The sequence below is a fragment of the Citrobacter sp. Cpo147 genome (genome assembly GCF_030332405.1).
In the GTDB taxonomy this organism is placed as follows: domain Bacteria; phylum Pseudomonadota; class Gammaproteobacteria; order Enterobacterales; family Enterobacteriaceae; genus Citrobacter; species Citrobacter portucalensis.
Window position 1 is genome coordinate 43,136 of sequence record NZ_JAOWHX010000040.1, and the last position, 12,245, is coordinate 55,380.

10 protein-coding genes and 1 pseudogene are annotated in these 12,245 nt (G+C 53.2%); 8 read left to right on the plus strand and 3 right to left on the minus strand.

Annotated elements, in window-relative coordinates; all coding sequences use genetic code 11:
* Nucleotides 1-11: 11 nt before the first annotated feature.
* The gene (malF, locus tag OGY06_RS20295) at nucleotides 12-1,556 is read right to left on the minus strand and encodes a maltose ABC transporter permease MalF (RefSeq protein WP_003826577.1); all 1,545 of its coding nucleotides are present in this window, start codon (nucleotides 1,554-1,556) and stop codon (nucleotides 12-14) included.
* 40 nt (nucleotides 1,557-1,596) lie between these two features.
* Here malF and OGY06_RS23335 point away from each other — a divergent pair.
* A pseudogene (locus tag OGY06_RS23335) lies at nucleotides 1,597-1,671 on the plus strand (hypothetical protein); the annotation flags it as partial.
* 15 nt (nucleotides 1,672-1,686) lie between these two features.
* Here the strand turns inward: OGY06_RS23335 and malE are convergent.
* Complete coding sequence (gene malE, locus OGY06_RS20300) at nucleotides 1,687-2,877, minus strand: maltose/maltodextrin ABC transporter substrate-binding protein MalE (RefSeq protein WP_003031680.1); 1,191 nt, start codon at nucleotides 2,875-2,877, stop codon at nucleotides 1,687-1,689.
* Between the two features lie 360 nt (nucleotides 2,878-3,237).
* Between malE and malK the strand changes: the two genes are divergently transcribed.
* The 5 genes from malK (at nucleotide 3,238) to ubiA (ending at nucleotide 8,419) form a co-directional block, all read left to right on the plus strand.
* The gene (malK, locus tag OGY06_RS20305; protein WP_048215134.1) at nucleotides 3,238-4,347 is read left to right on the plus strand and encodes a maltose/maltodextrin ABC transporter ATP-binding protein MalK; all 1,110 of its coding nucleotides are present in this window, start codon (nucleotides 3,238-3,240) and stop codon (nucleotides 4,345-4,347) included.
* Nucleotides 4,348-4,438: 91 nt separating this feature from the next.
* Nucleotides 4,439-5,794, plus strand: a complete 1,356-nt coding sequence (locus tag OGY06_RS20310; protein ID WP_003826583.1) for a maltoporin — start codon at nucleotides 4,439-4,441, stop codon at nucleotides 5,792-5,794.
* 113 nt (nucleotides 5,795-5,907) lie between these two features.
* A complete protein-coding gene (malM, locus tag OGY06_RS20315; RefSeq protein ID WP_003826585.1) occupies nucleotides 5,908-6,855 on the plus strand; it encodes a maltose operon protein MalM in 948 nt (315 codons plus the stop codon).
* A gap of 180 nt (nucleotides 6,856-7,035) precedes the next feature.
* On the plus strand, nucleotides 7,036-7,533 hold the full coding sequence (ubiC, locus tag OGY06_RS20320) for a chorismate lyase (RefSeq protein ID WP_286605910.1): 498 nt from the start codon (nucleotides 7,036-7,038) through the stop codon (nucleotides 7,531-7,533).
* A 13-nt stretch (nucleotides 7,534-7,546) separates the two neighbouring features.
* Nucleotides 7,547-8,419: a 4-hydroxybenzoate octaprenyltransferase gene (gene ubiA, locus OGY06_RS20325; RefSeq protein ID WP_003826589.1), complete on the plus strand. Its 873-nt coding sequence runs from the start codon at nucleotides 7,547-7,549 to the stop codon at nucleotides 8,417-8,419.
* Between the two features lie 55 nt (nucleotides 8,420-8,474).
* Here the strand turns inward: ubiA and plsB are convergent, their stop codons facing one another.
* Nucleotides 8,475-10,895: a glycerol-3-phosphate 1-O-acyltransferase PlsB gene (gene plsB, locus OGY06_RS20330; RefSeq protein ID WP_003826592.1), complete on the minus strand. Its 2,421-nt coding sequence runs from the start codon at nucleotides 10,893-10,895 to the stop codon at nucleotides 8,475-8,477.
* A 170-nt stretch (nucleotides 10,896-11,065) separates the two neighbouring features.
* Here plsB and OGY06_RS20335 point away from each other — a divergent pair, with 170 nt between their 5' ends.
* Together OGY06_RS20335 and lexA are read left to right on the plus strand one after the other, a co-directional pair.
* Entirely contained in the window at nucleotides 11,066-11,434 is a 369-nt protein-coding gene (locus tag OGY06_RS20335; RefSeq protein WP_003826594.1) for a diacylglycerol kinase, read from the plus strand.
* A 110-nt stretch (nucleotides 11,435-11,544) separates the two neighbouring features.
* Entirely contained in the window at nucleotides 11,545-12,153 is a 609-nt protein-coding gene (gene lexA, locus OGY06_RS20340) for a transcriptional repressor LexA (RefSeq protein ID WP_003826596.1), read from the plus strand.
* The last annotated feature ends 92 nt before the right edge of the window (nucleotides 12,154-12,245 follow it).

Consider the following 12,245-nt stretch of genomic DNA (forward strand, 5'->3'; position numbering starts at 1 on the left):
CGTTATCTCCCCTAATCAAACTTCATACGTGTGGCTTTCAGGTTCACAATCGCCAGCGCACCAACCAGCAGGAAGATCAGCGTAGCAATCGCCGCCGCCAGACCGAAGTCCTGACCACCGCCGCCTTCAAAGGCGATACGGTAGGTGTAGCTCACGAGCAGGTCGGTATAACCGGCTGGTGTGGTGGTACCAAGACGGTCCGGACCACCGTTGGTCAACAGCTGAATCAGCACGAAGTTGTTAAAGTTAAAGGCGAAGCTGGCGATCATCAGCGGCGTCAGCGGCTTAATTAACAGCGGTAGCGTTATCTTAAAGAAGTTCTGGAATGGACCTGCGCCATCCATCGCTGAGGCTTCATACAGGTCGTCAGGAATCGCTTTCAGCAGACCCATGCACAGGATCATCATGTATGGATAACCGAGCCAGGTGTTGACAATAATAATCATCGAACGCGCGGTCGTTGGGTCGCTGAACCAGGCCGGTTTGATGCCAAACAGCGCGCTCAGCATCATGTTGATTTCACCAAAGCTCTGGTTGAATAAGCCCTTGAAAATCAGAATCGAGATAAACGACGGTACGGCATACGGAAGAATCAGCAGGACGCGGTAAATCGCTTTGCCTTTGAGAGACTCCCACTGTACGAGACAGGCCAGCACCATGCCCACGGCAACGGTCAAAATAACGGTCAGTACCGAGAAGACCACCGTCCAGACGAAGATGGCGAAGAACGGTTTCTGGATGCCTTCGTCGGTAAACACGCGGGTGAAGTTATCCCAGCCGATGGCAACGGTGTAGCCCGGGCTGAGTTTTTCGCTACCCCAGCTACCGTCAGCGTTAATCGCCTGATAATAACCAATATCGTTGTTGGCGCGGTATTTTACGCCGCTCTGGCTGTTGGTGAGTGTGCCGTCTTCAGCGAGCGTATAAAGTGGCTGCGTGCCGGAAAACTGGCGCAGCGAACTCATGGTAACTTTGCTTTCATCCGGCAGGATGGCGGTCAATTGGGTAAGCGCCTGGCGATTCTGCGTGATGATACGCAGTGTTGCACGTTCGCCTGCCGGCAGCGCCTCGGCTTCTTTCAGTTGCAGTTTCTGCTCGCCGCCAAATTTAAAAGCGTCAGAAAGGTAATTCTTGCCGGTTTCACCGTCGGTGAGGGCCAGTTGCCACTCATCACCCGCCGGATACAGGCCAAAGTTGTAGGTTTTCCCAGCCTGATACGAACGATCCATCAGGACTTCCTGAGCGCGTTCAAAGGTCAGCTGGTTGGTACTGCTGTAGTTGGTAAAGGCAATGGCGATCGTACAAATCAGCGGAAACAGGACAAACAGCCCCATACCGGCAACGCCCGGGTAAACATAGCGCCAGGCATAGGCTTTACGGTTAGCGAAAATATACAGGCCAGCAGAGCTTAAAATCAGCGTCATGATGGCAAACAGGTACTCCCCCTGAGCGTACATCAAAACAACAAGGTAACCGACCAGCAGCCCAAGCAGACCCATCACTGACCATTTCAGCGTGTCGCTTTGCCACCAGTGTTTCTTTTTAATGACATCCATGGGGATCTTCCTCTACAACATTGAACATCTGTCGGCAAAAGTGCCTGATGGCGCTGCGCTTATCAGGCCTACGGTGAGTTGTAGGCCGGATAAGGCATTTATGCCGCCATCCGGCACGTGTGCTACAGCACTACTTGGTGATACGACCCTGCGCGTCTTTCAGTGCGGCATCGACGGTCTGACGGCCGCTGGCTGCATTGATCACTGCGGTACGAACGGCATACCAGAATGCGGACATCTGTGGGATGTTCGGCATGATTTCGCCTTTCTGGGCGTTATCCATAGTGGCGGCGATACGTGGGTCTTTCGCTAACTGATCCTGGAAGGATTTCAGCGCAACGGCGCCCAGCGGTTTGTCCTTGTTCACTTCATCCAGACCCTGATCGGTCAGCAGGTAGTTTTCGAGGAACTCTTTCGCCAGTTCTTTGTTCGGGCTGGCGGCGTTGATACCGGCGCTCAGAACGCCAACAAACGGTTTAGACGCTTTGCCTTTGAAGGTTGGCAGCAGCGTGACGCCGTAGTTGATTTTACTCTTATCGATGTTGGACCACGCCCACGGACCGTTGATGGTCATCGCGGTATCGCCTTTGTTAAAGGCCGCTTCGGCGATGGAGTAATCAGTATCCGCGTTCATGTGTTTGTTCTTGATCAGATCAACCAGGAAGGTCAGACCCGCTTTCGCGCCAGCGTTATCCACGCCCACGTCTTTCACATCGTACTTACCGTTCTCAAACTTGAACGCGTAACCACCGTCGGCGGCAATCAGCGGCCAGGTGAAGTACGGTTCTTGCAGGTTAAACATCAGCGCGGATTTACCTTTCGCCTTCAGCTCTTTATCCAGTGCAGGAATTTCTTCCCAGGTTTTCGGTGGATTTGGAACGAGGTCTTTGTTGTAAATCAGCGACAGCGCTTCAACCGCGATCGGGTAGGCAATCAGTTTGCCGTTATAGCGTACGGCATCCCAGGTGAACGGATAGAGCTTGTCCTGGAACGCTTTGTCAGGCGTGATTTCAGCCAGCAGGCCAGACTGAGCGTAGCCGCCAAAACGGTCATGTGCCCAGAAGATGATGTCCGGGCCGTCGCCGGTCGCGGCAACCTGCGGGAATTTCTCTTCCAGTTTGTCAGGGTGCTCAATAGTGACTTTGATCCCGGTGTCTTTCTCGAATTTTTTGCCCACTTCAGCGAGGCCGTTATAGCCTTTGTCGCCGTTAATCCAGATAACCAGCTTACCTTCTTCAATCTTGGCGAGAGCCGAGGCGGAAAACATCATCGTCGTTAATGCAGACAATGCGAGGATGCGTGCGCCAGTTTTGATTTTCATAGTTCCCATCCTGTTTGGTGATTTTGCAGAGGTGGCTTAACGGTTACTAGTTTCTTTATACGACAACCTCTTTCCATCCTCCTTACCCCTACGCCCCACCCGCTCTTTATGTGATCTGTGTTACATAAATGTGAGTATTGCGTACTGGCGCACATAAAAACCCACCGATTTTTGCAGGCTGCATCACGAAATTCCTCTGAGGCTGGTGGCCCGGGTCTCAGACGCTGCTCTCTCATCCTCCCGCCTCCTCCCCCATAAAAAAGCCGGGGGGTGGAGGATTCACGCAGTCAAGGGATCGCGCATAGTCAGCCCATCATGAATGTTGCTGTCGATGACAGGTTGTAACGAAGGGAGAAGGGCATGGCGAGCGTACAGCTACGAAATGTAACGAAAGCCTGGGGTGACGTGGTGGTATCGAAAGATATCAATCTCGACATTCACGAAGGGGAATTCGTGGTGTTTGTCGGACCGTCAGGCTGCGGTAAGTCGACCTTGCTGCGTATGATCGCCGGACTTGAAACCATCACCAGTGGTGACCTGTTTATCGGGGAGACCCGGATGAACGACATTCCGCCCGCCGAACGTGGTGTAGGCATGGTCTTTCAGTCCTACGCGTTGTATCCCCATTTGTCTGTCGCGGAAAACATGTCGTTCGGCCTCAAACTGGCCGGAGCGAAAAAAGAGGTGATGAACCAGCGAGTGAACCAGGTTGCGGAAGTTCTGCAACTGGCACACCTGCTGGAGCGTAAACCAAAAGCGCTTTCCGGCGGACAACGTCAGCGTGTGGCGATTGGCCGTACGCTGGTCGCCGAACCGCGCGTATTCCTGCTGGACGAACCACTGTCGAACCTCGATGCCGCTCTGCGCGTGCAGATGCGTATTGAAATCTCCCGCCTGCATAAACGTCTTGGCCGCACGATGATTTACGTTACCCACGATCAGGTCGAAGCGATGACTCTGGCCGACAAAATTGTGGTGCTGGATGCCGGTCGCGTAGCGCAGGTTGGTAAGCCTCTGGAACTGTATCACTACCCGGCTGACCGCTTTGTGGCGGGCTTCATTGGTTCACCGAAGATGAACTTCCTGCCGGTGAAAGTCACGGCAACGGCTATCGATCAGGTGCAGGTTGAACTGCCCAACCGCCAGCAAATATGGCTCCCGGTAGACAGCCATGCGGTACAGGTTGGCGCCAACATGTCTTTAGGTATCCGCCCGGAACATCTGCTGCCCAGCGATATCGCCGATGTCACCCTCGAAGGTGAAGTGCAGGTGGTCGAGCAGCTTGGTCACGAAACACAAATTCATATCCAGATCCCCGCCATCCGTCAAAACCTGGTTTACCGCCAGAACGACGTGGTGTTGGTAGAAGAGGGTGCCACATTCGCTATCGGCCTGCCGCCAGAGCGTTGCCATCTGTTCCGTGAGGATGGCACTGCATGTCGTCGGTTGCACCAAGAGCCGGGCGTTTAAGGTCCCCATAAAAAAACGAAACGCAAAACCATTCGCAGTTTTAGAAGGTGGCAGCGTTTAAAGAAAAGCAATGATCTCAGGAGATAGAACGATGATTACTCTGCGCAAACTCCCTCTGGCGGTTGCTGTAGCAGCAGGCATTATGTCTGTTCAGGCAATGGCTGTGGATTTCCATGGTTATGCTCGTTCCGGCATTGGCTGGACAGGTAGCGGCGGTGAACAACAGTGTTTCCAGGCAACTGGTGCCCAAAGTAAATACCGTCTTGGTAACGAATGTGAAACCTATGCGGAAATCAAATTAGGTCAGGAAGTGTGGAAAGAGGGCGATAAGAGCTTCTACTTCGACACCAACGTTGCCTACTCCGTTGCACAGCAGAATGACTGGGAAGCGACCGATCCTGCTTTCCGCGAAGCCAACGTGCAGGGTAAAAACCTGATTGAATGGCTGCCGGGTTCCACCATCTGGGCCGGTAAACGTTTCTATCAGCGTCATGACGTCCACATGATCGACTTCTACTACTGGGATATTTCAGGTCCTGGTGCCGGTATTGAAAACATCGATCTGGGCTTCGGTAAACTGTCTCTGGCCGCAACCCGTTCTCAGGAAGCGGGTGGTTCTTACACCTTCAGTAGCCAGAATATCTACGACACATCCAAAGATACCGCGAACGACGTATTCGACATGCGTTTAGCGCAGATGGCCATTAACCCGGACGGCATGCTGGAACTGGGTGTTGACTACGGCCGTGCGAATAAAACTGACGGTTATAGCTACGCGGATAGCGCTTCTAAAGATGGCTGGATGTTCACTGCAGAACATACTCAGAGCATGCTGAAGGGCTATAACAAGTTCGTGGTTCAGTATGCAACTGATGCGATGACCACGCAGGGTAAAGGTGGCTCGCAGGGTACTTACGGTTCAACCTTCGATACCCAGGCAACACCAAATGATCCCGTTATCCATCATGTAAACAACAATATCAATAACAACGGTAGCCTGGTGCGCGTACTTGACCACGGTGCTATCTCTCTGGGCGACAAGTGGGACCTGATGTACGTCGGTATGTATCAGAATATCGACATGGATAATGACCTGGGTACTGAATGGTACACCGTGGGTATTCGTCCGATGTACAAATGGACACCAATCATGAGCACCCTGATGGAAGTCGGCTACGACAACGTCAAATCTCAACAGACTGGCGATCGCAACAGCCAATACAAAATCACCTTGGCACAACAGTGGCAGGCAGGCGACAGCATCTGGTCTCGTCCGGCAATCCGCGTCTTTGCAACCTATGCCAAATGGGATGAAGAGTGGGGCTACGTTAAAAATGGTAACAACGTATCTAAATACGCAGCTGCAACGAACTCTGGTATCAGCACAACCAGCCGTGGCGACAGCGATGAGTGGTCCTTCGGTGCTCAGATGGAAATCTGGTGGTAATTCAGCTCTAACCTGACGTAAAGACCGAAAGAGGGGCGCAAGCCCCTCTTGATTACGGTTTAGCGCGCTATTGCCTGGCCACCGCTGAACCCATGCTATCTGAGGTGATAACAATGAAAATGAAGAAAAGTCTCGTTGCCCTTTGTTTATCTGCAGGGTTATTTGCCAGCGCGCCTGGCATCAGCCTGGCCGATGTAAATATTGTTCCGCAGAACACCACCGCGGCGCCTGCTATTCCCACTGCAGCGTTGCAACAGTTAACCTGGACGCCAGTTGATCAATCGAAAACCCAATCAACCTCGTTGGCGACAGCGGGACAGCGTCTGGACATTGCCGGTATTAGCGGCCCGGTTGCCGCCTACAGCGTACCGGCCAACATTGGTGAACTGACCCTGACACTGAGCAGTGAAGTTAACAAACAAACCAGCGTATTCGCGCCAAACGTCTTAATTCTTGATCAGAACATGACGCCATCTGCGTTCTTCCCTAGCAGTTACTTTACCTACCAGGCACCGGGTGTGATGAGTGCCGATCGTCTGGAAGGGGTGATGCGCTTGACGCCAGCGCTGGGACAGCAAAAACTGTATGTTCTGGTCTTTACTACTGATAAAGATCTCCAGCAGACCACAACCCTGCTTGACCCGGCAAAAGCCTATGCCAAGGGGGTAGGTAACGCTGTTCCGGATATTCCGGACCCGATTGCCCGCCACACCACCGACGGTCTGCTGCATCTGAAAGTTAAAACCAGCTCCTCCTCCAGCGTGCTGGTCGGGCCGCTGTTTGGTTCTTCCGGTCCTGGCCCTGTTACGGTTGGTAATACCGCAGCGCCTGCAGTGGCCTACGCGGCTCCGGCGGCAGCCGTTGCTGCTCCGGCACCACAACCCGTGAAGAAAAGCGAGCCAATGCTGAACGACACGGAAAGCTATTTTAATCAGGCGATTAAGGATGCAGTTGCAAAAGGCGATGTTGATAAAGCGCTGAAGCTGCTTGATGAAGCGGAACGTCTGGGATCCAAATCTGCCCGATCCACCTTTATCAGCAGTGTAAAAGGCAAGGGGTAAACATCTCCCCACATTGTTGATTTTGCAACAACTGGTGCGTCTCCTGGCGCACCTTTTTTTATCCTTCGGTGCTAATTGTTACACTTATGTTGCCCTACCGATCACTTAATCGTGTTTGCTCACCCCGTAATGCCTTTTCTGCGATACAATGCCTTCAGGTTATAAATCGGAGAGTAAGGCATGCTACACCCTGCGTTAACGCAACTGCGTGCGCTGCGTTATTTTGATGCGATCCCGGCGCTGGACGCCCAACTGCTCGACTGGTTGTTATTGGAAGATTCCATGACCAAACGTTTTGAGCAGCAGGGGAAAAAGGTCACCGTAACGTTGATTCGCGAAGAATTCGTTGGGCAAAATGAGGTGGCTGAAGAACTGACGCTGCTGCCTAAAGAGTCTCGTTATTGGTTACGTGAAATCCTGTTATGCGCGGATGGTGAACCCTGGCTTGCCGGACGGACTGTGGTGCCTGAATCAACCTTGTGCGGCCCTGAACTGGCCTTACAGAACCTTGGGAAAACCCCGCTCGGACGCTACCTGTTTACGTCATCGACATTGACCCGAGATTTTATTGAGATTGGCCGCGATGCAGCGCTGTGGGGGCGTCGTTCCCGCCTGCGGCTGAGCGGTAAGCCACTGATGCTTACCGAGCTTTTTCTGCCTGCGTCGCCGTTGTACTGAGAGGAAGATAAAGATGGAGTGGAGTCTGACGCAGAATAAGCTGCTGGCGTTTCACCGCTTGATGCGTACGGATAAGCCAATCGGCGCCTTACTGCTGCTCTGGCCTACGCTGTGGGCACTGTGGGTGGCGACCCCAGGCATGCCGCAACTGTGGATCCTGGCGGTTTTTGTCGCTGGCGTTTGGTTAATGCGCGCCGCCGGATGCGTGGTGAATGATTATGCCGACAGGAAATTTGACGGGCACGTCAAACGCACCGCGAATAGACCGCTGCCGAGCGGGGCTGTCACCGAGAAAGAAGCCCGAACGCTGTTTGTGGTACTGGTGCTGCTGGCCTTCCTGCTGGTTTTGACCCTCAACACGATGACCATTTTGTTATCCGTTGCGGCATTAGCATTAGCGTGGGTTTATCCGTTTATGAAGCGCTATACGCATCTGCCGCAGGTGGTGCTGGGGGCGGCGTTTGGCTGGTCGATCCCGATGGCGTTCGCCGCCGTGAGTGAGTCCGTACCGCTGAGCTGCTGGCTGATGTTCCTTGCGAATATTCTCTGGGCGGTGGCTTATGATACGCAGTACGCCATGGTTGACCGGGATGATGACCTGAAGATCGGCATTAAATCGACCGCGATCCTGTTCGGTCAGAACGACAAGCTGATTATTGGTATTTTGCAGGTAGGCGTGCTGGTGCTGATGGCGCTGGTGGGCTGGTTAAACGGGTTAGGACTGGGCTATTACTGGTCTCTGCTGGTGGCGGGCGCGCTGTTTGTCTATCAGCAGAAACTGATCGTCAACCGTGAACGTGATGCCTGCTTTAAAGCGTTTATGAACAATAACTACGTCGGTCTGGTGCTGTTCTTAGGCCTGGCAATGAGCTACTGGCATTTTTGATTTTGGCTTAGCCTGCAAAATAAAAAACCGGTCATTTCGACCGGTTTTTTTATGCTTACTCGCCCTGAGTGGCGCTCTCGATAGTCAGACGCACATCTGACGTGACCAGTTCGGCCAGCATCTGATAGATCTTCATCGTCTCTTCCGGTTCGGCATCTCCGGTATCGCTGATGAATCCCTCGTCACGCAGCGTCAGTACCAGAGAGCTGAACACGGCTTTATCGAAGAATTCCGGCGCGTTAATGCCGTGCAGCACTGAGAGGCGTTGCGCCACGGTGCGGCTCTCTTTTTCCAGCGTGCCACGGTTGATGGACGGGTTCGCGCTCAGCAGCCAGAAGGTAATGGCGTAGCGCTGCAACGTCTCGCGAGCACCTGCCGCCAGCAACTGTAGCGTACGGGAGCGGGCTGGATTGATATGCAGTTCGTCATCGGTCAGGGTGATGAGTCCCTGGCGCTGCATTTCGCTGGCCAGTTCATCAATTACCCCGGCAAGCTCATCACGCTCCCAGCGTAAGAACAGCTCCGCTTTCAGCATCGGGTACAGCGCATCAATATGCTGCTGCAATGCGGCGCGTGAAATACGACGATGCTGAGTCACAATGGCTGCCATCAACGAAGGCAGAACCAGCATATGCGCAATATTATTGCGGTAGTAGGTCATCAATACCGCCTGCTCGCGCGGCAGAATAATGATGTCACCGATGGTGTCTTTCTCGACCTCAAACTTGTTCATCTGCAAGGCGTGGTCGATCAGTTCACTGGCACTCTGCGCAGGAACAGTAGCATCCGCCGCGTACGGCACGTTGCGCAGCAGGCTCAGGTAGCAGTCAAGCTGCTCGGTCAGCTGTTCACGGGTCAGAGAGCGCTGGCGGGAAGCCAGTAACGCGGTACAGCACAGGTTCATGGCGTTGGCCGCGCCTGCGTTGTTAATGCGCACCATCAAATCGGCGGCAATGTTATTCACCGTCGGCGTCAACCAGGCCGGGCGGATCGACTCGATAGGGTCAATAGATTCACGCCACTCCGGCACATGCTGGTTGAGGTAAGTCATCAATGGCATTGGTTCACCAAAGTTGACGTAGCCCTGACCCAGGTTACGCAGCTTGCTTAAGCCACGCAGCATTTGCGGCAGACTTTCTTTCTCTTTCGTCGCGCCACGCAGCTCTTTCGCGTAGGTGCCCACTTCCATTACGTGCTCATAGCCGATGTAAATAGGTACGAGGGTAATAGGGCGCGTACCGCCGCGCAGCATCGCCTGAATAGTCATCGACAGCGTGCCGGTTTTCGGGTCGAGCAGACGACCGGTACGTGAACGGCCCCCTTCGACAAAGTACTCAACCGAGTAGCCGCGGCTGAACAGCTCGCCCAGGTATTCGCGAAATACGGTGGAATAGAGCTTGTTGCCCTTGAAGGTACGACGAATAAAGAACGCGCCCAGACGGCGGAAAATCGGACCCGCTGGCCAGAAGTTCAAATTGATACCAGCAGCGATGTGCGGCGGAACCAGACCCTGGTGGTACAGAACGTACGACAGCAGCATATAGTCCATATGGCTGCGGTGGCACGGAACGTACACGATTTCATGCCCATCGTGCGCCAACTGGCGTACACGTTCAGCATTATGAACGTTAATCCCCTGATACAGACGATTCCAGGTAAAGCCCAAAATACGGTCCGTCAGACGAATCATTTCGTAGGAGAAGTTGGCGGCAATCTCTTCCATCAGCGCAATGGCATTTTGCTGCGCTTTTTCGTGGGAGATTTTTTTACTGCGCGCTTCATCTTCTACCGCACGAGCGATCGCTTTTGAAGCTAACAGTTTATTAAACAGATCCTGGCGGGCAGGGAGGCGCGGGCCGACAGCGGCCAGGCGCTGGCGAGCAAAGTGCATACGCGCCACGCGTGCCAGCTTCTGGGCGATGATCTTATCCGTACCGTGTTCATCCGCCATACGGCGCAGAGAGACCGACGGGGAGAAACGGACAAAACTGTCGCGACCCAGCCAGGACACCGCAAAGAATTTCTGTACGCCGTTTAGCATACGTAACGGCGGATTGACCTCGCCTTTTTCACGCCCCGGCGCACGGCCAAACATCACCGAAACCGGCACCATCTGCACATCCAGATCTGGATTGCTGCGATGCAAGTCGAGATAGTTGTGGAACAGCTTGATAGACTCTTCTTTCGGCGTGTAATAGGTGAATACACGCGGACCGCCGTGAATAAACACGTAGCGCGGTAACAGCGTTCCGTCTATCTCTAGTGGTTCCAGGGGATCGGGGAGGTCGTGCACCAGACATTGGGCACGCAGCGTCAGCAAGTCTGCTTTCGAATTGTACGGTAGGACGTACATAATGGGACGCGAAGTATCGAGTCCTAATTCCGGAGCAGGTTCTGCTGGAATAGACTTGCTTTTTACCAGGACGCTTAATGGTAAATTCAGTAATTTGTAGTAAATTCGTGGCCAGCCGGACATAAACGATGTAAAGCCTCTGGTTAATAATGCAAATGCGCTGCAAGGATATCAGAAAGTTTAGTGAATTTCTGTGGTATCCGGTCATACTTCGCGCTGCTTTGCCACACCCTGAACAAACGGGGTAACGTTACAATGACATTGACGCTAATAATGTAAAAAGGTTCTTTTTGATGGCCAATAATACCACTGGATTCACCCGAATTATCAAAGCAGCAGGTTATTCCTGGAAAGGTTTTCGCGCTGCATGGATTAATGAGGCGGCATTCCGTCAGGAAAGTGTTGCCGTCCTGCTGGGCGTCGCCATCGCCTGCTGGCTGGATGTTGATGCAATTACCCGCGTGTTGTTGATCGGTTCTGTGATGCTGGTGATGATCGTTGAAATCCTCAACAGTGCGATTGAAGCGGTAGTTGATCGTATTGGTTCTGAGTACCACGAACTTTCCGGTCGGGCGAAAGATATGGGGTCGGCAGCGGTATTGCTGTCTATTTTTGTCGCGCTGATCACCTGGGGCATTCTGTTGTGGTCGCATTTGCGATAAGGCTTCCACAACTGCATAAATCTCCTGTTTTTTGTGCAGTTTGCGGTTCCAAAATCGCCTTTAGCTGTATATACTCACAGCATAACTGTATATACACCCAGGGGGGCGGAATGAAAGCGTTAACGGCCAGGCAACAAGAGGTGTTTGATCTCATTAGAGATCACATCAGCCAGACAGGTATGCCACCGACGCGTGCGGAGATCGCGCAGCGTTTGGGGTTCCGTTCCCCAAACGCAGCTGAAGAACACCTGAAAGCGCTGGCGCGTAAAGGTGTGCTGGAAATTGTATCCGGCGCATCGCGCGGTATTCGACTGTTGCAGGAAGAAGAAGAAGGGTTACCGCTTGTGGGGCGCGTGGCAGCCGGTGAGCCACTTTTGGCGCAGCAGCACATTGAAGGCCACTATCAGGTCGATCCTTCACTGTTCAAACCGAACGCCGATTTTCTGCTGCGCGTTAGCGGTATGTCGATGAAAGATATTGGGATTATGGACGGTGATTTACTTGCTGTGCATAAAACCCAGGACGTGCGTAACGGCCAGGTTGTTGTTGCCCGTATTGATGACGAAGTTACGGTTAAGCGTCTGAAAAAGCAGGGCAACAAGGTTGAACTCTTGCCAGAAAACAGTGAATTTAAACCTATCGTTGTCGACCTGCGCGAACAAAACTTCACTATTGAAGGGCTGGCAGTAGGCGTCATCCGTAACGGTGAATGGCTGTAATTTTCTGTTGAATCCCTGTAGGCCGGATAAGACGATGACGTCGCCATCCGGCAACGTGCCCGGTAGCGCTGCGCTTGCCGGGCCTGCATCAC